Raw genomic sequence first — 20,667 nt, forward strand, 5'->3', positions numbered from 1 at the left:
AATAACTCCACATAAGTTATACTTATGTGGAGTTATTTTACACACTATTTTTCTGATACGTCTCCTGATCGAGCAGTCCTTCCTGGACGCTTAACACCAGTTGTTTCTGTTGAATAAGAAGCTTCAATTATAGCGGTTGGATCTACAGAGAGAACGAGATCTTTCATTTTTGGATAAATGAAACGGTTTGTAATACAATAAATGATTTTCTTGTGCTCTCCTAAAAAACCACCTTCTCCATGTAGATACGTAACGGATAATTGCAATTCTTTCATAAGCAAATCGCCTATTTCTTTATTTTTCCCAGAAATAATCATAACGCTCTTTCCTTGATTAATACCATCTAATATGAAATCAATCATTTTCGTAACAATATAGAAAATAGCTAATGAGAACATCGCTTGTTCAATTGAAAATAAAATGGCAACAAAAATGAAAATAACTGCATTAACAGCAAGTAAAAATGTGCTAATTGGTACTTTAAAGTGTTTGTTCATCCAAACAGCTAACATTTCTGATCCATCAATTGCCCCGCCCATTTTTACAACGATCCCAACACCAACTCCAAATAGAACTCCTCCGTAAAGTACAATTAATAATTCCGAAGTTGTAATTGCTGGAAATGGCTTTAAATAAATCAATCCAAGTGTTGTAACAACATTTGCATAAGACGTACGGATAAAGAACTTCTTACCCATTACTTTTGCAGTAAATAGTAAAATTGGGATATTAAGTCCTAAAAATACTCCATAAAGCGGTAATCCAGCAACTTTATTTGCCATAATAGCAATCGCAGTTACCCCACCGTCTACTAGGCCATTAGGCGCTAAAATAAGTTCTAGTGAGCCCGCTACAATAATGGATCCAATTGTTAATAATACGTATTCGAATAATTTTTTCATTCATTACCCCCAAAACTTATATATTTTCTTAGTATTATTTTAACGTAATTTTACTACTAATTCAAAGATATCAGTTTATATACACAAAAGTTTCACCTTTATAGTGATTTTTTATGTAATTTATTTATAAAAACACACTTACGTATTTCAGTAAGTGTGCTCCAAACATTTATTTAAGTTTTAAGTATGAATTCACTTTCATTTTAAATATTTCATCAACTGCTCTATTATACCCACCAGCATTTCGAAGTGACTCTCCAACTTTACGACTATTTTCCTTAAACGTTACATCATACATTACTTTCTTTACAGTCTCACGTAACAATTCAGAAGTTAATTCTTTACGATTAAGCCTTATTCCAGCTCCTACTTCACTCACTCGTTTCGCAACTAAAGGCTGATCTCCTGTTACCGGAATTACAACTAACGGGACACCGTAATATAGTGCTTCACTCGAACTATTCATACCACCGTGTGTCACGAATACATCAGCGTACTGTAATACTTCTAATTGCGGCACATAATTATACAACTTAAAGTTATTCGGAATGTTTTCAAATTGACTTATATTTATCTTCTTACCAACAACTAATACGACTGTCGCTTCTACATCTTTAAACGCTTCAAAACATTTTTCATATAACTCAGGTTGTTCATTAAAAACTGTTCCCATAGAAATGAAAATCAATTGTTTATCTTTTAAACCTTCCATAGGAAAGCTATCTACTTCTTTTCGAGTAGCAATTGATGGACCGACAAACTTATACGATTCATCGAATACATCTGAACGCGGCTGATATTCCTTTGAAGTATATACAATAGTAATATCACCAGGATGATTCATAATATCATACATATTAATACATTTCATTCCATACTGCCTATTCCATTTTTCCATTCCCGCTAAACAAGATTGATATAATGGATTAGTTTCATCTACTTGTCTCGATTCTTGTTCATCATTAAAAGTAATGTACTGATTAAAAGCAAACGTTGTACAAGAAGAAACGCTAGGTAATTTTAAAACATTCGCTATAATACGTCCTACTGGAAAATGATTATCGTATATCAAGTAATCGTACTTTTCCCCTTTTGTTTCTTCTACAATTTGAGTAACAATACGCTCTGATGCTTCAATCATATGAGATAGCATCGTCAAAGGATTCCCACCTTCATTTACTCGTTCCATAATATTAATTTGAGAGAGGAAATTCTCAAACACTCGGAATTCTGCACCTGTTGCTTCAATCTTCTTTCTATAATCTTCAATACAATACGAAACAACTGTTTCCCCTCGCCGAATTAACTCACTTACAATAGCTAAAGTCGGATTTATATGACCTTCTCCAGGGAAATTTATTACGAGTACATTTGCCATAATATTCTCTCCTATCTAATATAATTAATAGTTAATCATATTAATTAATTTAAAACTATTAAGTAATCTATTCTACTTCTTCATATTTTTCTCTTCATTTTATAATTGAGAAATATTTTTCATAACCTACATTATAACTCTTATAAAAGTAGGCTTAACCTTTCATTTATTGAAAAATACGGGATTTACATTCAGGCATTTTTACAGATTTATCATCAGAAACATTATTTTGATAATTCATACAAAACTAGAAAAATATAATTTTCACACTGATTTCTCACCATAAATTTATTTAAGTTCTATGTTGTCCCCATCATTATCCACTTGGTACATATTCTGTTATATAATGAATTTATAGAATTTACAGAATAAGGAGCCCTTTCATGCTACAACAATTGTTTACTTCACCTATTTTATCCGCTCAAGCTTTGCATCCAGGCTATGAAGACCATGCAAGCGACGTGTTTCTTGTTAAAACAGAAGCTGAAGAAGTTATTGTTCGCTCTTCAAAAATGACTGAAGAGCCCAACAATGATTTTTGGTGGGGATGTAAAAATCTTTTTGGAATTGATCCAAGGCATGTACATCATTTAGAAACAATACACGCATTATTGAAAAAGCATACTACCTTACCCATCCCGACTATTTTGCAAAAACATGTTTTAAATGAGCGAGAGTATGTAATCGTCGAAAAACTAACCGGAAATACGCTGCAATCATTTATCGGACAACCTGATTCTATTTTATTCAGCCTTGGAAAAGGACTAGCAGAAATTCATTCGTTTCAAGCAGAGTTTATAGGAAACCCATCAAATACTTTCCACATTCCACTAGAAGAATTTAAGTCTCACATATTAAAAGTCAGTAAAGATCTTGTAAATAAGTTCTATTCCGATAACGCGAGCATCCAAAACGCATTTCATACTTTTGAGTCACAGCTCTCTTCCTTGCCGTCACCGAAGGAATCTACACTTGTTTTAATTGATATGGATCCTACTCAGTTTTTATCAGATGGAGAATCTATTACTGGTTTAGTAGATACAGAGGCTTATGCAATTTCTCCACGAGAGTTTGATTTTATTGGATTAGAATATGTACTTACAGAAAAAGAGGCTCATGCTTTTAAACAAGGTTACGAAACCATTATGCCCATTCCTCGTCTTGAAGAATGTAGACACCCCTATCGATATTTGTACCGGTTATTATCTGTTCAGGGCAGTGTGGAGTTAGAAAAGTGGCTAAGTCATCCATCCTATTTTTAAATACGAATGAGAGGGATTATGAAATGAATATTGAAAAAAAGACATCTTTAACAGCAAACGAAATTCAGCAAATGAAAGATTTATCTCATATTTGCGGACAACACGATCAAATTGATTACTCGTCAGATTTACATATAAACTTTTTAACAGCTCGTAATAAAGATGTGATAAATGATTTTCTATTTTATGATGATACACAATTAATCAGTGCATTAAGTATGTATGACTTTGAAAGACCGACAAAACTGGAATTAATAGGGTTTGTTCATCCAAACTATAGGAAACAACATATAGGCACCACTCTTTTACAAACCGCAATGAAAGAAATACGAATAAGAGAGGCAGATGAAGCTCTTCTTATTTTGAATGGGGATTCTGCTTCTGGGAAAGAATTTGCAAAACAAATGAAGTTACCTTATTTATATAGTGAATATAGTATGGAGTTCAAAGCAAAAGAAGTGCAAAAAACAACAAAGAATACTATACAGCTCACACTTGCATCTTCAGAATCACTTCTTAATCTTATTGAAATTTCCAGTAAAGCCTTTGGAGATTCTGTAGAAAATACCGCTACATGGTTACAGAAAATGATGAATTCACCTTCTCATCAAGTTTACATTGCTCTTATTAATGAAAAAGCAATTGGAACGATTACAGTTACTGAGCAAGAGCAATCTACTACACTATCAGGATTTGCAGTTCATCCTTCTTATCAAGGTAAAGGATATGGTAAAGATATTCTTAGTTATATGGTACATACACTTATTACAGAAGGAGTTTCAACAATTGAACTAGACGTCGAAACGAAAAATAACAATGCTTTAAAACTATATACACAATGTGGTTTTGAAATTAAAAAGAAGCATGACTATTATAATTTAATGAATTTTGAGCAGAATACATATGTCTAAAAAACTAATTTATTCTGATTATGATATTTTTGCAGACATTTATAATAAACATTGGGGACATTTTGCAGAACACTCCTATCCAGCCTATCATAAATTTGTTTTACAAGATGCCGCTTCCCACTCCCGTATATTAGACCTTTGCTGCGGGACTGGTCATCTTACTAGGAAACTAATTGATAATAATTTTATAGTAACTGGTATAGATGGTTCTGCTCAAATGATCGAACACGCACGTCAAAATGCGCCAGATGCAACCTTCATCGTCGATGATGCTCGCTATTTCAATATAAATGAGCAATTCCACTACGTCATCTCAGCCGGTGATAGCTTAAATCACATTATGAAATTAAACGAGCTAAAAGACGCTTTTCATCATGTTTATTCGGCATTATATGATGGAGGTACATTCGCATTTGATATAAATACAGAAAAAGAATTTCTTGAAAACTGGAGTGCTTCGTTTCATATTTCAGAACGAGAATATGTTTGTACCATTGATTCCACGTATGATAGTGAAAGTAACAGAGCAGAAATGAACTTCATACTATTTAAACATGACATAGATGATAGTTGGAAAAGAAGTGACTTTTCTTTTGAGGAAGCCTGTTACTCCAATGAAGAAATAATTTCTTCGTTGGAATCTGTAGGATTTAAAAACATTCAACTACATGGTGCAAATAGAACATTTTTCATTTGTCAAAAATAAAAAAACTGAATCATATCGATTCAGTTTTTTCTTAATATATTTACAATTGCAGTCGTTTCATCATTTTCTTTATAGACACGTGGAATTCTTCTGTCCAACATACATGTAACTTCATAGTTAATTGTACCTAGCATATCTGCTATTTCTTCTACCGCAATCTCTTCTTCATCTTGTTTGCCGTAGAATACAACTTCGTCTCCTACTTGTACTGGCATTGCATTTGTAACATCTAGCATAAGCTGATCCATACAAACACGGCCAATTACAGGTACTCGTACTCCGTTTATTAGTGCATGCCCTTTATTAGATAGCTGACGATTATAACCATCAGCATAACCAATCGGTACAGTTGCAATCCATTCTTCGCCCGTTGTTACATAAGTATTCCCATAGCTAACACCACGATTTTTTTTCGCATGTTTAACATGAGCTACTTTTGATTTTAAAGACAACGCTGGCTGTAAGGAAGCAACTGTATGATCCACTTCTCTTGAAGGATACATACCGTAAATTCCAATACCGACACGAACCATATTTTGAAATGTGTTACTAAGTTCCATTGATCCTGCACTGTTTGAACTATGAATATATGGAAAATGAATTCCTAATTCTTCCGCTGTATTTACAGCTTTCTCAAACAAACTTGTTTGCATATTTGTATAAGTTTTATCTATTTCATCAGCGGTAGAGTAATGTGTAAACATCCCTACTACTTCTACATATCGCATACGTTTTAACTCTTCAAAAAACGGTTTAACTTCTTCTTCCTGTAAACCAATACGGCTCATTCCTGTATCAATTTTCACATGAATTCGCACTTTCTTTTGAAGATGGTTTGCAACTTCATCTATACCTTGTAAATCTTCTACTCTATAAACAGTCATCATAACGTCATATTGAATTACATCTTCTACAGCTGCTACTGGTGTATATCCTAAAATTAAAATAGGTACAGTGATTCCAGCTTCTCTTAATTCAATTGCTTCATCTACAAATGCAACTGCAAGTTGGTTTATTCCTGCTTCAATAGCCGATTTCGCAACTTCAACTGCCCCATGACCATACCCATTCGCTTTTACAGCAGCCATCATTGCAATATTTTCATCATTCACACGTTTTTTAAATTCTTTTACATTATGTTTTACCGCATTTAAGTCAACTTCAACAATTGTATCTCTTCCATATTTCAAGCTCATTGGTCTAACTCCTAACTCAATAATTACATTCCATTCTATTTCACGTTTCATATGACCTTTTACAATATAATACTTTTCACTATGCTAGTCAAACTACTAGAATTTTCGGAATTTTGAGTATGATATAATACCCTTAAGAAACTATTATATACGGAGGTGAGAATAATTACAATGTTTGTTCCATCTGCATTGAATCAAGTTAAAATTGCTATCGATACTTCCATTCAAATACTGAACCAATATACTGAAAGTGATTTGAAAATAAAGTCGATTGAATCAAAGCGGGCATTATTTGAAATGTGTACACATCTTTCCCTTATTTGCCACGCTGATTTACTCATATTAAATGGTATTACGGAAAAAGACTTACATACCTTTTATATAGAACAAACACCAGAAACAATTACTCAAATACAGCAAACGATGATACAAGGGTACGATTTACTTTCTAAAACTTTTTTATCCTATTCCAATGAAGAGTTAGCGGAAATTATGACTGCTTATTGGGGTATTTCTTACTCTCGATTCGAATGGTTGCTTGAAATCGTTGCACATTTTTATCATCATCGCGGGCAAATTCATATTTTATTATGTGAGCACGTTAAAGATCCTAACATACCTTTATTTCAATAAAGGTATGTTAGACGACATTAAACTTTTTTAAGGCAAATAAAATACCACCTTCACTCGCCTTCTTTGTAACGAAATCTGCTCTTGTTTTTAACTCTTCTCCGCCATTCCCCATCGCAATTCCTAGTCCTACATACTGTAACATCTCAACATCATTTCCACCGTCACCAAAAGCAATTGCTTCTGATTTACAAATTTCCAGATGTTCCAATACCTTTTGAATTGCAGTTAGCTTCGATACTTTACTATCTTCCAACACATTCATAACGTAACCATGAAAACGTTCAAACGTAAGTGCTGGATATCTTTCAAAGAATTTTTGAGCTTCTGTTTCATCAGCATACAGACATACACAATAAATCTCTTCTGATAAGTTTCTAACTTTGTCAGGATACCGCTCTAAATTTAACGTTTCATTTAATGCTCGTATTACACGTTCGTCTTTTGAGGCAATACCATTCATTACAAATTCCTCTGTAAAATAAGAAACACTGTGACCATGTAATTCAGCGAAATTTGAAATATCATGAACAATTCCACTTGAAAGTACCGATTTATGTATAACTTCATCAGCACATTTTATATGTGCACCATTTGCAGAAATAAACGTATTTATGCCCAGCTCTTTAAATTGTGAGCATAAACTATATGGTCTCCCTGTTGTAACAACTACGTGAATTTCTTTATCTATTAACCTTTGTATCGCTTCTTTTGTGCTTTCATGCATACTTCTATCAATCTCACTTAAAAGAGTACCATCCACATCGAAAAATACAACTTTGTACATATCCTCTTACATTCCCTCTAAATGATTTGTATCATTTATAAAATGAATAGTTTTCTGTTTATCCGTAAGTTCAATCAAACTAATTCCCGTATCTCCCATTTTAAAATAATAGTCCATGCTAATTGGCATTTGGAAAAACGCTCGTAAAATACTATTTATTACACCACCGTGTGCAACAATTGCAATTCGGTCATATGTATTCTCTGTCACGATTTTAGAAAAAATCCCTTCTATTCTCATTCTAAATTCAATAAATGATTCCCCGTTTTCAAAACGATCATGAAGAAATTTTGGCTCTGGATATTTTTTCGCTTCTTCAAATGATAACCCTGCTTGTACCCCATTATTAAACTCCATTAATTCTTCTTCTAGTTGAATTGGGCACCCAATTCCTTCTGCTAATGTTTCACCAGTTTCGCGAGCACGTTTTAATGTGCTTGCCCAAATGAAATCTGGCGGGAAATCTGCTTTCACTTTCTGTACAAGTCTTTGTACTTGCTGTCTTCCCTTTTCTGTTAATTCAAAGTCAGCTCGACCTTCATGTACATTTAAAATATCTGCTTCTGATTCACCGTGGCGTATTAGTAGTATTTGCATGTTTCTTCCGCTCCCTTGTTTAATACTCACAAAACTCCATTATATCACATTCTTAACTTTATATAACAAAAAAAGGAACGGTTTCCCGCCCCTCATCCATTCACTTTCTCTGCATCATTCCAATAATACTTACTAAACGCTTCCGTCAACACATCAATTGTGTTATATAATTCATCTAATGTATTATCAACACCACCAACTTCAATTAACATCGCATTTTTAGATAAATCTTGATTATAAACGCCATTTCCATCTTTTTTATACTTTGGAAAGATTCCTCTGCTTAATCCGTAATAGTTTTCATCTAAATAACTATTGATTGCTCTTGCAATTTTTTCATTTTCAGCACGCCCTTCATTTTCCATCCCAATTATAAAATATAATCTTGCATACGATTTCCCGTTAATTACTTTTGTTGTTACCTTCTTCCGCTGATCATCACGGTGTATATCAATCGGAAACGCAATTTTATTATTTTGTGCTAATGTTTCTTTTACATATTCATGAGACGCTTTATATGATTGCGGCCATTTCCATTTTTTACTCGCTAATAAATCCCCCATATTCGTTTTATCATGAACTACTGGAATTCCTTGTCCTTCAAGTTGTTCTTTCATACGTTTCCCTAGTAAGGACACATTTACATCTGGACTTGATGGATCGGTAGCCCCTGGTAATAACGGAAAGAAAGATTCCCAGCTATGTGTATGATAAATATATACTGCACTTTCACCTTTTTTCGCTCCGTTCTTTTTCTGAACCGGATTATTCTTTTCAGCTTCTGTAACTTTATCTTTTGCTACTTCTCGCTCTTTCGTTACTTCTTCAATCGGTACACTAGATTCATTTGGGATATTCGTAAAGTTTGTCCCTTCCCCAGCTACGATAATGTTAGAGTAATACTTTGACATACCAGGCACTTCTTTACCGACAAACGTTCTTAAATCTTTAATTTTCAAATCCGTCGCAATCGAGAACATTAAATTTCCAAATGACTCCCTTTTATTCTGCTTAAAATAATCAAATCCGTAATAGCGATTCTCACTTTCTATCATTTGAACAAAACCTTGCATCGATACTTTTCCAAACCATTGATTCACGTAATTCGATTTCATTGTATGTAAAAGCGACGTCAAAATCGACGCAATAATAATTATGACTAGTGCATATAGAAAGAGTAACGAGATTAGTTTCTTCCCATGTATACGGGTTGCATACTTTTTCAATGTATCACCTTCTTTATACATGGATATGTACAAGCTTTTCGTAATATACGCAAAAAAAAAGAGAAATGGCATCCCATTTCTCTTTCTCACTCTTATTATTCTTTTTCTGTATCTGACGAAGGTAATTTCTTCGCTTGTTTTTCTTTGAAGATTTCCCCAATTGCACCAAGAGTACCAAGTGTTTCAATTGCATTAGACGGAATAAAGACTTTATTCGCTGGTCCTTTTGCAACCTCAATTAATGATTCAAACGATTTATAAGCAAGTACGCGTTCATCTAAATCTGCTGCGCGAAGTAATTCAATTCGGTTTTGTTCTGCTTTTGCGATTTCCTCAATCGCTCTTGCTTCCCCTTGCGCTTCTAATTCTTTTGCTTCTTTTAAACCTTCAGCTTCTCGAATACGCGCTTCTTTATCCCCTTCAGCCATTAAAATTTTACTTTGTTTTTCCCCTTCAGCCCGAAGGACTTTATCTTGTTTCGCTGCTTCAGCTTCTAAAATGATCGCACGTTTATTACGTTCTGCTTTCATTTGTTTTTCCATTGATACTTGCACATCTTTTGGTGGATTAATATCGACTATTTCGACACGCTCAATACGAACGCCCCATTTTTCTGTCGCTTCATCAAGTGCTAAACGAATTTCTGTTGAAATTTTTTCACGACCTGATAATGTTTCATCAAGCTCCATTTTACCAATAATTTGACGCATTGTTGCAGATGTAATATTACGAACACCATATTCATAGTTTGAAATACCATATGTCGCAAGCTCTGGTTCAACAATTTGATAGAAAATAATTGTATCAATTTCTACTTGTACATTATCTTTCGTTATTACCTTTTGTGGTGGTACATTCGTTTGTTGAATACGTAAATCGTGATATACACGAACGCGGTCTACAATTGGGATTAGAATATTTAATCCTGGGTGCATAATCCGTTGAAATTTACCAAACCTTTCAACGACCCCAACTTTTTGCTGAGAAATAATTTTAATTGTCAATGCAATAAATACAACGACAATCAATGCGAAAATAATCGTTAACGTTAATGCTACTGCCATATTTATTCACTCTCCTTTTTCACTTGTAAAATAGTACTATGCCTCTGTATAACAACGACTTTTTCTCCAGCATCAATAGGAGTATCCGAAATAGCTGTCCAAGTATCTCCATCCACTTTCACAATACCGTTCACTTCACTTGTAATCGTTTGCATAACAATTCCCTTTTTACCAACAAGTTTATCTACTGTATCAGTAAAACCTTTTGCTTCTCGAAAGTTTTTAGAAATTCTTTTCGTAAAGAAAGTCAATGTTAAACTTACAATCGCCCCAACAACAACTTGTAAAAATAGTGCATCAGGAGCAAACAAAGCAATAAGACCTCCGACAACAGCTCCAATTCCAAGCCAAAGCATGTAAAACGTAATCGACAACATTTCTGCAATAAATAAAATACCCGCTATTATAAACCAAATCACCCATCCAGCCATATGCAACCCTCACTTTCTTTCTCATTTTCTATATGTATATGAAGAAAAGAATGGTTTATCCGCCCTTTCTCATAGAGGGGGCGTTTGCTACAAGCTATTATATGTATTCGCTGTTACAACAAGCATTAATATAATGCTATATTAATATATTCTTCATTATACACGAAAACCCCTTTCAAAAAATGACAAAAAATTTAATTCTTTCAAAAATATATTTTTCTGATTATAATTTGAAAAATATTATTGATTTGAAGATGGGCTTCTTATTGCCGAAACGTTCACTAGCTTACTATTTAGGCTCCAAAATGTGTATTATCCTCGCTGACATTGTATACAACTAAATCAGCTACAATTACCGATATTTTCGATGTTCGTACTATTTATATTATCGCTTCTTTTCTTATTTTATGTTCTACTTGTTTGTCTTTTCGTTTATTAAAGCATCAGAGATTGCAAAAGAAAGAGATTTCTATTTAACATATTGTATCTAAGTGATTTATTTCTTATATAAGACTTCCAACTAAATAGTCCAATGAATTTATATCAACGATTTTTCAATTATATATATTACAACTTACAATATATCAACGATTCGATATGAGATATCGATTCATCAAAAGAAATCGACAATACTTTTAGCTATTAATAAGAGAAGGCTGGCCTCCATAAATCCATTTCAGGCAACCTTCTCTCGTTTCTATTTACGATAAGTTTGGCATTTTTCTATGTTTTGTCGCTTGTTCAAAAGCATATGCTAGTTTAATTAATGCCCCTTCACTAAAAGCAGCACTTGCAAGAGTAATTCCAAAAGGCCTCCCATTATCCATATATCCCGCAGGCATTGCTATAGATGGATAACCTGCTTTCGCACATATAGTAGATCCTATATAAGAAGGGAACAGTATCGCATCCAGATTATATTTTTCCAACGCAAAATCAATACCTTGTTTTTGCGAAAAATATATATCTTCTAATCTTGCGTTTAAATATTCTGGATTTCTTAACGTATTAGGAAAATCTTTTCTTCTTTCTAACTTAGTTTGTCCATATTTCAAAGCTCTTTCTGCTATGTTTTTATTAAACTCCATTAACTCCGAAATAGAATGTACTGGAATAGTAGAAGGTAATTTAGAAAGATAGTTATCCAAGCTGTGCTTCAGCTCATAAAGTGGAACTCCCCAACTCCATTCCCTATGAAAAGACGGAATATCAATATCTTCTACTACTGTCGCTCCCTCACTACGTAATACTTGGATCGTTTCCTCAAACAATTTTTCATCGTACTCACCATTTTCGTAATAATCTTTTGGCGCATTGCTATAAACACCAATCTTCGCTCCCTTTAAACCATTAGCATCAAGATAAGATGTATAATCTTGATATGCCATGCCTTCACCTTTATGAGTAGCTACATCTTTTTCATCCACCCCAGTTAGACTCCCTAGTAAAATAGCAGCATCTGTTACCGTTCTAGCAAACGGACCGGCTGTATCTTGAGAATATGTGAACGGAATAATTCCACTACGGCTAATTAAACCAACTGTCGGCTTAATACCTACAACCGAGTTTTGAACAGCTGGACTTAAAATAGAAGCATCTGTCTCTGTTCCAACGGATAATACAGTAAAGTTAGCAGCAACTGCAACGGCAGATCCTGTACTCGATCCACCAACAAACATATCATCCTTTCCTGTACCGTAAGGATTAATCGTTTGACCGCCTCTAGCGCTATATCCAGCCCACATTTCAAAAGACATTCCGTTTGCTAACTCTGTCATATTTGCTTTCCCTAGTATAATCGCACCTGCTTCTCGGAGCTTTTTAACAAGAAATGCATCTTCACTACTTATATTTTGTTCCAGGGCAATCGTACCTGCACTTGTATGCATTGAGTCATTCGTTTCAATATTATCCTTAAGTAAAACAGGTATACCATGTAATAGGCCTCTTACACCTTTTGTCTTTCTTTCATGATCTAGCGCTTCTGCAATAAAGATAGCATCCGGATTGATTTCTAAAATAGAATTGATTTTCGGACCATCTTGGTCATACTTTGCGATTCTATGAAGATAATACATGACTAGTTCTTTTGAAGTTAACTTCCCAGCTTCCATTTCCTTTTGAATATCATGAATTGTTAATTCTTTTTGCAATAATGTATTAAACTGAATTTCCATTTTCATTCTCCTTTTATAAGCCCTTATATATATGACGTGTATCTATTACTTTTTCATTTTCTCCGCTCCTCGCATAAACAGCTACAATCCCTTTAAAGAAATTCAACTCACCAGTTTAAAAACCTTTAATTTCCAGAGAAATAAAAAGAGTCTGAAACGAATACAATATCGCCTCAGACTCTTTTTATTATTTTACATATACCTCTTCTAACAAATGTAAAAACTCGCCTTGTTTACCTGCTAATTCAGGGCATTTGTTAATATCAATCCATTCATAACAAAATACTAAACCTTTGTCTTCCTCACCAGCACTTACTATATGTTCCCACGTATCTTTCACATCTGTTAATAATGAAATGTGGAAAAAATGACGTTTTTGATATTCCTTTTTTTCTTTCATATAAATAATGTAATCAGAAAGGAAGCGCTCGATACAAAAATGGCGTAGTCCTGACTCTTCTTGTACTTCACGTAAAATTGCTGCCTCTAACGTTTCGCCTTCATCTACCGTCCCGCCTGGAACTTGGATACCAGCCTCTCGTATATCACGATGTTTAAAAACGAGTAGTTGCATAGCCCCTTCTTTTTCTCTCGTAATATATGCATGTACCTTTTTCTTATATAACATCGTCATCTTAGCCCTCTCCCCTCAATTCATTACTGCGTTACTTCTTCAATCGTCAGTTGGTTTTCATATAAATATGTAGCTTGCGGATTCCCAACATACCGTACATGCCACGGTTCATAACGATAACCGGTAATCCCTTCTTTCTCTTTCGTATATCTAATAACAAAACCAAACTTATGGGCATTTTCAGAAAGCCACTTTCCTTCTTTCGTCTCCCCAAAAACAGTTTCTAGCTGAAATTTAGCAGATTGAGATGTAATATCCATAGCTAGTCCTGTTTGATGTTCACTCGTACCAGGGACTGCACTAGACATCGCTGTCTTTGCTTCTCCATCTTGTCTTTTATACATTGTATTTAATGCTTTTTGTCGATCAAAAGATCTAAATCCAGAGACTGCAAAAAGGAAAATCCGCTCATTATTGGCTTGCTGAAACATTTCCTCAAGTGCCACCGCTGCCTCTTTCCTCATCTTTTTCTTCTCTTGATCACCTTCACTAGAGTAACGTACTTTCGGAACAACTAAATCTGGCGGTCTATACCCATCTGGTAAACGCCTATTTTTATTCACAAGTACAAGCATCGAACTTGGATTACTAATGACTGCGATATCCCCATCCATATTAGCAATCGTTTCTTTAGCTTTCGGAAATATATTGTTTACATTTACTTCCTTCGCCTCTTGCTCCTTGTACATCTTATAATTTATTCCTGCTACTCCAATGATTAGTATCATTGCTACGATACCAAGTAGTGCCCATCTTTTTTTCATATAACGACCTCTTATTTTAATAATTTGGCCATTTCATACTCATCGATACCTTTTCCATCGATGATAAGAGCAGATTTTTTGACACCTTCTTGTTCAAATCCAATTTTGCTATATAGTGCCTGAGCTCTTGTATTGTGGGCCATTACCGTTAATTCTAAACGCCATACATCATGTAATCTTGCCCACTTCTCTACTTCTTTAAACAAACTCGTTCCAATACCTCGGCCACTATACTCTTGCAAAATACCAATTACAATGCCTGCCACATGTCTCTTTCTTTGAACATCATTACCATTGGCTAAAATAAATCCAACTACTCTATCATCTTCAACTGCTACAAATATTGTTGCATATTCATTTTCTATAAAACGGTGGACCATCTTTTCTTGTTGCTCTACTGTGGTTTTTCTTTCCCCTGGTTCGTATAACATAAATTTCGTTTCTTCGTCTAACTGCTTACTTAATTGTAAAAATGATGCTGCATCTTCTACTCTAATCTCTCGTATCACCTTAATCCCCTACCCATTCTGTTAGTTAAAAATTTTCCTTGTAAAAAGATTTTCTCTATTTTTGCGAAAATCCCTTTCTAATTCTCCTATTATAAATAGACAAATTTCGATATTACTATAGCAATTACAAATTATGTCTATAATGTGACATCTTATCATCCTCATTTCATGACAAACAAAAAACGTAAGCTGTACACTTACGTTTTCCCCCAATTGATGTAGGCTGATAACCATCGGCAATGCCTACCACTAATTCAAATTTCACTTTATCCATTCACTTTTTCTGCTTGCCAAAAATATTCACCAAATGCTTTAGCAAGTGCATCAATTGATCGATTTAATTCTTCCTCTGTATTATCTACCCCGCCAACTTCAATTAATATCGCTTGTCCTGATAGGTCTTGATTGTAGACTCCATTTCCTGTTTGGAATCCTTTTTGAATTACACCACGGCTCATTCCCGGATATTTCTTACTAATCGTCTCATGTAACGCAGTTGCTAATTGTAAGTTTTTTTCATAGTTTTTGTTACCTTTCCCAATTACAAAAGCAAGCTTAGCATATGATTTATCTCCAATTGTTTTTGTTGTTACATTTTTCCGTGCACTATCACGGTGTAAATCGAAGAAGTATTGTAATTCTTTATTACCAGCCATCGCTTCTTGTACAATTTCCCGTGACATTTTATAAGAACTAGTATCATTCAATCCTTTACTTATTAACTTTTGACCGACATTAGTCTTATCGTTAGTAGCACCTATCCCTTCACTTGCCAGTTGTTCACGAAAGCGATCTCCAACTATTGAAATATTCGTTACAGAACTCGTTGCTTTATTTGGATTAGGATCATTTGTTAAGTTAAGTAACGGCAAATAAGATTCCCAGCTATGTGAATGATATATAAATGCAACTTGTCTTTTTCCAGTCGTTTGAGCTGGTTGTTTTTTCTCTTTATTCGTATCAGGCTTTGGCGCTTGTCCACCTTCTCCAGTCCGTTCTTTCACTACTTCTTCAAGAGGAACACTCGACTCTATCGGTAAGTTAGAATAATTTGTTCCCTCACCTGCGATAACGATTTCTGTATCGTACTTACCAAAGCCAGGAAGCTCTTTCCCGACAAAACTACGTACATCATCAAAACGAATATTCGTAGCCATCGAAAAGAGGAATGAAGAAATAGAAAAGTCTTGATTCAAATTCCGGTACTCCTGTGTAAAATAATGATTCTCTTTCCCAATAACGTACATGTAGCCATTCATCGATAACTCATTTAACCAATTATATAAATACGTTGACTTTGTCTCTTTCATAGAGGTTACCATCATACTAATAAGAAAAAAAGTCGCCAGTACTGTAGTAATAATAAATAAAACTAACTTACGTACACTTGTGAACTTCACGTAAAAAAAGCCTCGATTCATACTATCACCCTCTCTATTTCAAGTTATGTACAAGCTCTAGAGAATAGACCGCTTAAATTCCGGCTATATTGTTAATGAGGTGAAATGAATTGAAGCTACTAATAGGAACATTACCAATCGTCTTATCATTTATTTTTTATTTGTTTGCTTTACATCCTAAAATTCGTATTGTGCTACATATTTCCGCATACTTAGCACTGTATGTACTCGGTACAGTTATTTCCATTAATATATACGATGTTTTAATACAAGATTTAGTTTTCATGACGAGCATTCATGGAATTTTACTGAATCCATTTTTCCTTATTGCAGGAGCGTATATAGGAACATACACTTTATACTTACTTTTGTCTTACATTATTACAAATATAAAAAATGGAGCGTAATGAAATGCAGCCACCATTCATCTGTCATAAATGTAAAAAAAGAATAACGAGAAAGAAAGATCTTATTACCTCTACACGGTATTTCCGCTTTTATTTGTTTCACAACACTTGTTTCAAAAATCAGCAATTATTTGTCTCACGCTTTATTCCTATAAATACACTCTTTGGTTTCTTTCTTATTACATATGGGCTTATTGCTGGCAGCATTCTAATGTTCACGGAGCCCTCTATCAATTGGCTTATTTTTTTGCTTCCTATTTTATATCGGTTTCTTTCATATTATTACGTTGAACGTTTTTTCTGTAAATAACTAGTAGATTGACCTCTAGGAATGCTTAAACACTCCCATTCATTTTCTTTTAACATTTTACCAATGTAAATGATTTGTCCAATATGTAAAGCATAATGAGAAATTTGCCTTTCGATCGCTTGCATGACAGTGTGTTCTTCTCCGCGAATGTATACTTTCTGCAAAATCTGTTCTGCTGTTAAAGTATCCATCGTTTTAAAGACATACTCCCACCCTTCTTGCCACGCAGCAAGCGCTTCTTGTTTTGAATTGTAGCCACCTTCAAATTCACCATCTCGGTTACGATCTATTTTTTCGCCATCAGACGTTAAAAATTCCGTCCATCTTGAACGCATATTACCATGTAAATGTTTAATAATAATCGCGATACTATTTGTCTCTTCCTGAGCAGACCACATTATCTGTTCATAAGATAATTGAGAAAGTACACGTTCTCCTTGTTTTTGTGTTGCCTTGAAATTCGAAATGGCACATTGTAAATATTCTCGTCCGATATCCATGTTTACCCCTACCTTCACACTAACTAATTTTCGTTCCATTTGGCAATTCCATATTAGGCTGAAGCAACACAACATCACCAGCTTCAGGAACACCACCCAATACAAGCACTTCCGATTTAAATCCTGCCACACGCTTTGGCGGAAAATTTACAACAGCAACAATTTGCTGACCGATTAAGTCTTCTGGATTATATCTCTTCGTAATTTGAGCACTTGACTGCTTGACCCCAAGCTCCCCAAAATCAATTTCTAGTTTAATCGCTGGCACTCTCGCTTCTGTAAATTCCTCTGCCTGTGTTACTGTTCCAATTCTTACATCAAAAGTTAAAAAATCTTCAAAATTAGCCATTTTATCATTCCTCCCAATTATTACTTAGACAAAATACAAAAATCCCCTTTAAAAAAAGAAAGGCGCCTAAGCACCTTTCTTTTGTAATTCACTTAATTCATTTGATTTATAGAAGAAGAAACCGAGAATCCCGCCAATACATGATGGGATTAGCCATCCTATTCCTTCTTTATATAATGGTAACATTTGTAGCACATTAGAAATCGCATCAATTTTAATGTTCGCACTTTCTAAACCGTTAAAGAAACTAATTAACAACGCACCTAAAATAGCTCCAATATATATTGTATTACGCTTCCCTATCCATTTATGGAAATATGAAAGAACGATTAATACAATTGCAACTGGATAAATGATCATTAACACTGGTAATGTTACTGTGATTAATTGTGTTAACCCTAGGTTAGATACAATTAAACTAAATACACATACCATAGTTACAATCGTTTTATGCGAAAGTTTTGGGAATAAGTTTGTAAAGAAGCCAGCACACGCAGATGTTAATCCAACAGAAGTTGTTAAACAAGCGAGTATAATTACAAGTCCTAATAAAATTTTGCCACTTGTTCCATATAACTCATTTACAACATTCGTTAAAATAAGACCACCGTTCTCCGACACACCAAGTGATGTACTTGTAGATCCGAGATATGCAAGTGATAAATATATTAACGTTAAGCCTAATACAGCAATAACCCCTGATACAACTGTTATTTTTGCGATTTGTCCGCTCTCTTTTATCCCTTTTGAGCGAATAACTTGTACAACAACAATCCCAAACACAAGTGCACTAATCGCATCCATCGTTAAATATCCTTGAATAAATCCACCAAAGAAAGCATTCTCTTTATAAGCAGCTAAAGGTGCAGCCGGTTCTCCAATTGGATCAATAATTGCTTTTCCGACAATAACAGCAACAATCAATACTAACAATGGTGTAAGAAATTTCCCGAACCAATCCACTAATTTAGATGGATTTAATGATAAATACCACGTTATTCCGAAGAAAACTATAGTGAAAAGAAATAGCATGTACCACTCAGAAACCATTGTCTCTGATAGAAATGGCTTCATACCCATTTCAAATGAAACAGCTCCAGTACGCGGAATCGCAAAAAATGGTCCAATCGCTAAATAACTAATCAATGGGAAAATAAACGCAAATATAGGGTGAACTCTAGAAGATAGCGCTTTCAAGTCCCCCTCTACAAACGCGACAGCTGTTACAGCTAATAGGGGTAATCCGACTCCCGTTACAAGGAATCCAATTGTAGCAATCCAAACATTTTCTCCTGCTTGTTGACCTAAAACTGGCGGGAAAATTAAATTTCCTGCTCCTAAAAATAGTGCAAATAACATTAAACCAATCGCTACCGTATCACCTGGCCTTAAACGTCCCTTCATGCTTTTCATTTGCATAGCACTTTTTCATTGTTTATATCTCTTTTCACAATATGCTATGCATCCTCCTCTCTGCTCAAGATGATAAAATATGCCCCTTACAAAGCAGTGTCTTTCTCCATAATTTCTCCATTCCCCTTATTCTTACTCTAATTATTAATTTTTGATTTTTTCGAAAATTTAACTCATTAGAGTGGTATAACGTGGAGTTTAGTTGTCAGACCTCTTTGTTTTTATCACACATATAGTAACATATTTAGTTGAAAAATAAAAACATATTTTCAATTTGATTTTTTTGAAAATCAAAATTATCTACATATACTTCCTTTATTCATTCTATTACACAAATATTTTTTAAAATTTACGATTCATATATTTTATTATATTTAGATATCTTTATGTGAAAGAAAGTAAAAGCCATCAAAAATAAGATGGCTTTACTTGTTAGTCTATCGTTTCAACTTCACGTGGATTTTTCATCTCTTCAACATACACAACTCTAAATCCATGATCTTCTAAATCCTTTAGCAATGTTTCTAATTCACTATCTTCAAACTCTTCTCCCAATGTAAACATTATTCTACGTACTAATAAAGCATCATTATCAAAAGTCATTAAGCTTTGAATACCAGTGTATTTCTTTAACACTGTCGATAATTTTTGAATGGCCCCATTATAATCTTGTGTTCCAATCATGACAGAATATTTACTAGAATGGACTCCCCATGCATCTTCTAATAGTTCAAAAACTTTTTTATGAGTTAAAATACCAAGGAAGGCCCCTTTTTCATCAACTACTGATAAATACGGTAGTTTTTTAATTGTAAAAAATACTTTAAAGAAGGAAGAGTCTTCTCTCACGTACCCATTTTTATCGTTCAATAATTGTAATACATTATCTTCAAGTGAACCTTTATATTCTAAAATATCTACTTTATATACATTCCCTAAAAACTTCTCTTTTTTTTCATCTAAAACTGGTACACAACGATACCCCGTTTTATTTAAATGTTCCAGCGTTTCCCTTATCGTAATTGAACTTGAGCAAAACAAAACTTCCCTCTTTGGCACATAATTCCCTTTAATCCTCATAAAAAAGCCTCCTTATGCTAAAATACTTTCTGTG

23 protein-coding genes and 1 pseudogene are annotated in these 20,667 nt (G+C 34.1%); 7 read left to right on the top strand and 17 right to left on the bottom strand.

Features of this window, described 5'->3' with window-relative positions; genetic code table 11:
* Positions 1-44: 44 nt before the first annotated feature.
* The gene (locus MKX66_RS09485; protein ID WP_002031506.1) at positions 45-902 is read right to left on the bottom strand and encodes a YitT family protein; all 858 of its coding nucleotides are present in this window, start codon (positions 900-902) and stop codon (positions 45-47) included.
* A gap of 169 nt (positions 903-1,071) precedes the next feature.
* Positions 1,072-2,280, bottom strand: coding sequence for a macrolide family glycosyltransferase (locus tag MKX66_RS09490; RefSeq protein ID WP_242247472.1), 1,209 nt, complete (start codon positions 2,278-2,280; stop codon positions 1,072-1,074).
* Positions 2,281-2,663: 383 nt separating this feature from the next.
* Between MKX66_RS09490 and MKX66_RS09495 the strand changes: the two genes are divergently transcribed.
* From MKX66_RS09495 to MKX66_RS09505, 3 genes are read left to right on the top strand one after another with little or no spacing between them, the layout of a single operon-like run.
* Positions 2,664-3,542 (top strand): phosphotransferase, encoded by an 879-nt coding sequence (locus MKX66_RS09495; protein ID WP_326996490.1) that lies wholly within the window; start codon positions 2,664-2,666, stop codon positions 3,540-3,542.
* A 23-nt stretch (positions 3,543-3,565) separates the two neighbouring features.
* Positions 3,566-4,453, top strand: a complete 888-nt coding sequence (locus MKX66_RS09500; protein ID WP_341085993.1) for a GNAT family N-acetyltransferase — start codon at positions 3,566-3,568, stop codon at positions 4,451-4,453.
* On the top strand, positions 4,446-5,159 hold the full coding sequence (locus tag MKX66_RS09505) for a class I SAM-dependent methyltransferase (RefSeq protein ID WP_341085995.1): 714 nt from the start codon (positions 4,446-4,448) through the stop codon (positions 5,157-5,159). The genes MKX66_RS09500 and MKX66_RS09505 overlap by 8 nt, the downstream gene beginning before the upstream one ends.
* Positions 5,160-5,179: 20 nt before the next feature.
* Here MKX66_RS09505 and alr read toward each other — a convergent pair whose 3' ends face one another.
* A complete protein-coding gene (gene alr / locus MKX66_RS09510) occupies positions 5,180-6,355 on the bottom strand; it encodes an alanine racemase (RefSeq protein WP_002141421.1) in 1,176 nt (391 codons plus the stop codon).
* Positions 6,356-6,526: 171 nt separating this feature from the next.
* On the opposite strand from alr, the gene MKX66_RS09515 reads away from it, so the two are divergent.
* Entirely contained in the window at positions 6,527-6,988 is a 462-nt protein-coding gene (locus MKX66_RS09515; RefSeq protein ID WP_002031519.1) for a DinB family protein, read from the top strand.
* A gap of 7 nt (positions 6,989-6,995) precedes the next feature.
* Here MKX66_RS09515 and MKX66_RS09520 read toward each other — a convergent pair whose 3' ends face one another.
* From MKX66_RS09520 to MKX66_RS09540, 5 genes are all read right to left on the bottom strand, one after another.
* On the bottom strand, positions 6,996-7,772 hold the full coding sequence (locus MKX66_RS09520) for a Cof-type HAD-IIB family hydrolase (RefSeq protein WP_002031522.1): 777 nt from the start codon (positions 7,770-7,772) through the stop codon (positions 6,996-6,998).
* Between the two features lie 6 nt (positions 7,773-7,778).
* Complete coding sequence (locus MKX66_RS09525; RefSeq protein ID WP_002141416.1) at positions 7,779-8,369, bottom strand: histidine phosphatase family protein; 591 nt, start codon at positions 8,367-8,369, stop codon at positions 7,779-7,781.
* A gap of 92 nt (positions 8,370-8,461) precedes the next feature.
* Positions 8,462-9,667: a stage II sporulation protein P gene (spoIIP, locus tag MKX66_RS09530; RefSeq protein WP_002193069.1), complete on the bottom strand. Its 1,206-nt coding sequence runs from the start codon at positions 9,665-9,667 to the stop codon at positions 8,462-8,464.
* Between the two features lie 23 nt (positions 9,668-9,690).
* A complete protein-coding gene (locus MKX66_RS09535) occupies positions 9,691-10,659 on the bottom strand; it encodes an SPFH domain-containing protein (RefSeq protein WP_002031527.1) in 969 nt (322 codons plus the stop codon).
* 2 nt (positions 10,660-10,661) lie between these two features.
* Positions 10,662-11,090: an NfeD family protein gene (locus tag MKX66_RS09540; protein WP_002012470.1), complete on the bottom strand. Its 429-nt coding sequence runs from the start codon at positions 11,088-11,090 to the stop codon at positions 10,662-10,664.
* A gap of 351 nt (positions 11,091-11,441) precedes the next feature.
* Here MKX66_RS09540 and MKX66_RS09545 point away from each other — a divergent pair.
* Positions 11,442-11,567 (top strand): annotated as a pseudogene (locus tag MKX66_RS09545) (MFS transporter); the annotation flags it as partial.
* A gap of 224 nt (positions 11,568-11,791) precedes the next feature.
* Here the strand turns inward: MKX66_RS09545 and MKX66_RS09550 are convergent.
* From MKX66_RS09550 to spoIIP (MKX66_RS09570), 5 genes are all read right to left on the bottom strand, one after another.
* The gene (locus MKX66_RS09550) at positions 11,792-13,267 is read right to left on the bottom strand and encodes an amidase family protein (protein ID WP_341085998.1); all 1,476 of its coding nucleotides are present in this window, start codon (positions 13,265-13,267) and stop codon (positions 11,792-11,794) included.
* A 187-nt stretch (positions 13,268-13,454) separates the two neighbouring features.
* The gene (locus tag MKX66_RS09555; protein WP_002141412.1) at positions 13,455-13,901 is read right to left on the bottom strand and encodes an NUDIX hydrolase; all 447 of its coding nucleotides are present in this window, start codon (positions 13,899-13,901) and stop codon (positions 13,455-13,457) included.
* A gap of 23 nt (positions 13,902-13,924) precedes the next feature.
* Positions 13,925-14,665 carry a M15 family metallopeptidase gene (locus MKX66_RS09560; RefSeq protein WP_002031537.1) on the bottom strand — a complete coding sequence of 247 codons (741 nt, stop codon included), beginning with the start codon at positions 14,663-14,665 and terminating at the stop codon, positions 13,925-13,927.
* Between the two features lie 11 nt (positions 14,666-14,676).
* A complete protein-coding gene (locus MKX66_RS09565; RefSeq protein WP_002031539.1) occupies positions 14,677-15,174 on the bottom strand; it encodes a GNAT family N-acetyltransferase in 498 nt (165 codons plus the stop codon).
* Between the two features lie 266 nt (positions 15,175-15,440).
* Positions 15,441-16,595 carry a stage II sporulation protein SpoIIP gene (gene spoIIP / locus MKX66_RS09570; protein ID WP_002141409.1) on the bottom strand — a complete coding sequence of 385 codons (1,155 nt, stop codon included), beginning with the start codon at positions 16,593-16,595 and terminating at the stop codon, positions 15,441-15,443.
* An 89-nt stretch (positions 16,596-16,684) separates the two neighbouring features.
* Here spoIIP (MKX66_RS09570) and MKX66_RS09575 point away from each other — a divergent pair, with 89 nt between their 5' ends.
* Both MKX66_RS09575 and MKX66_RS09580 read left to right on the top strand, forming a co-directional pair.
* On the top strand, positions 16,685-16,981 hold the full coding sequence (locus MKX66_RS09575) for a hypothetical protein (RefSeq protein WP_002189378.1): 297 nt from the start codon (positions 16,685-16,687) through the stop codon (positions 16,979-16,981).
* Positions 16,982-16,985: 4 nt separating this feature from the next.
* Entirely contained in the window at positions 16,986-17,291 is a 306-nt protein-coding gene (locus MKX66_RS09580) for a permease (protein ID WP_080019332.1), read from the top strand.
* Here MKX66_RS09580 and MKX66_RS09585 read toward each other — a convergent pair.
* The 4 genes from MKX66_RS09585 to cbpA form a co-directional block, all read right to left on the bottom strand.
* On the bottom strand, positions 17,264-17,830 hold the full coding sequence (locus MKX66_RS09585; RefSeq protein ID WP_002193071.1) for a DUF1572 domain-containing protein: 567 nt from the start codon (positions 17,828-17,830) through the stop codon (positions 17,264-17,266). The two genes, MKX66_RS09580 and MKX66_RS09585, sit on opposite strands and share 28 nt — an antisense overlap.
* On the bottom strand, positions 17,811-18,140 hold the full coding sequence (csaA, locus tag MKX66_RS09590; RefSeq protein WP_341086001.1) for a chaperone CsaA: 330 nt from the start codon (positions 18,138-18,140) through the stop codon (positions 17,811-17,813). Before csaA ends, MKX66_RS09585 begins: the two co-directional genes overlap by 20 nt.
* Positions 18,141-18,206: 66 nt before the next feature.
* Entirely contained in the window at positions 18,207-19,544 is a 1,338-nt protein-coding gene (brnQ4, locus tag MKX66_RS09595; RefSeq protein ID WP_394818273.1) for a branched-chain amino acid transport system II carrier protein BrnQ4, read from the bottom strand.
* Positions 19,545-19,985: 441 nt separating this feature from the next.
* Positions 19,986-20,633 carry a cyclic di-AMP binding protein CbpA gene (gene cbpA / locus MKX66_RS09600; protein WP_341086003.1) on the bottom strand — a complete coding sequence of 216 codons (648 nt, stop codon included), beginning with the start codon at positions 20,631-20,633 and terminating at the stop codon, positions 19,986-19,988.
* Between the last annotated feature and the right edge of the window lie 34 nt (positions 20,634-20,667).

The sequence above is a fragment of the Bacillus sp. FSL R9-9530 genome, from assembly GCF_038008145.1.
In the GTDB taxonomy this organism is placed as follows: Bacteria; Bacillota; Bacilli; order Bacillales; family Bacillaceae_G; genus Bacillus_A; species Bacillus_A mycoides.

Bases quoted from the DNA above. Each gene is read 5' to 3' on its own strand.
- cbpA (WP_341086003.1), bottom strand. From the start codon at position 20,633: ATGAGGATTAAAGGGAATTATGTGCCAAAGAGGGAAGTTTTGTTTTGC.
- MKX66_RS09485 (WP_002031506.1), bottom strand. From the start codon at position 902: ATGAAAAAATTATTCGAATACGTATTATTAACAATTGGATCCATTATT.
- MKX66_RS09525 (WP_002141416.1), bottom strand. From the start codon at position 8,369: ATGCAAATACTACTAATACGCCACGGTGAATCAGAAGCAGATATTTTA.
- MKX66_RS09560 (WP_002031537.1), bottom strand. From the start codon at position 14,665: ATGAAAAAAAGATGGGCACTACTTGGTATCGTAGCAATGATACTAATC.
- csaA (WP_341086001.1), bottom strand. From the start codon at position 18,140: ATGGCTAATTTTGAAGATTTTTTAACTTTTGATGTAAGAATTGGAACA.
- MKX66_RS09540 (WP_002012470.1), bottom strand. From the start codon at position 11,090: ATGGCTGGATGGGTGATTTGGTTTATAATAGCGGGTATTTTATTTATT.
- MKX66_RS09515 (WP_002031519.1), top strand. From the start codon at position 6,527: ATGTTTGTTCCATCTGCATTGAATCAAGTTAAAATTGCTATCGATACT.
- MKX66_RS09500 (WP_341085993.1), top strand. From the start codon at position 3,566: ATGAATATTGAAAAAAAGACATCTTTAACAGCAAACGAAATTCAGCAA.
- alr (WP_002141421.1), bottom strand. From the start codon at position 6,355: ATGAGCTTGAAATATGGAAGAGATACAATTGTTGAAGTTGACTTAAAT.
- MKX66_RS09505 (WP_341085995.1), top strand. From the start codon at position 4,446: ATGTCTAAAAAACTAATTTATTCTGATTATGATATTTTTGCAGACATT.
- MKX66_RS09495 (WP_326996490.1), top strand. From the start codon at position 2,664: ATGCTACAACAATTGTTTACTTCACCTATTTTATCCGCTCAAGCTTTG.
- MKX66_RS09520 (WP_002031522.1), bottom strand. From the start codon at position 7,772: ATGTACAAAGTTGTATTTTTCGATGTGGATGGTACTCTTTTAAGTGAG.
- brnQ4 (WP_394818273.1), bottom strand. From the start codon at position 19,544: ATGAAGGGACGTTTAAGGCCAGGTGATACGGTAGCGATTGGTTTAATG.
- MKX66_RS09550 (WP_341085998.1), bottom strand. From the start codon at position 13,267: ATGGAAATTCAGTTTAATACATTATTGCAAAAAGAATTAACAATTCAT.
- MKX66_RS09585 (WP_002193071.1), bottom strand. From the start codon at position 17,830: ATGGAACGAAAATTAGTTAGTGTGAAGGTAGGGGTAAACATGGATATC.
- spoIIP (WP_002141409.1), bottom strand. From the start codon at position 16,595: ATGAATCGAGGCTTTTTTTACGTGAAGTTCACAAGTGTACGTAAGTTA.
- MKX66_RS09555 (WP_002141412.1), bottom strand. From the start codon at position 13,901: ATGACGATGTTATATAAGAAAAAGGTACATGCATATATTACGAGAGAA.
- spoIIP (WP_002193069.1), bottom strand. From the start codon at position 9,667: ATGCCATTTCTCTTTTTTTTTGCGTATATTACGAAAAGCTTGTACATA.
- MKX66_RS09580 (WP_080019332.1), top strand. From the start codon at position 16,986: ATGCAGCCACCATTCATCTGTCATAAATGTAAAAAAAGAATAACGAGA.
- MKX66_RS09490 (WP_242247472.1), bottom strand. From the start codon at position 2,280: ATGGCAAATGTACTCGTAATAAATTTCCCTGGAGAAGGTCATATAAAT.
- MKX66_RS09535 (WP_002031527.1), bottom strand. From the start codon at position 10,659: ATGGCAGTAGCATTAACGTTAACGATTATTTTCGCATTGATTGTCGTT.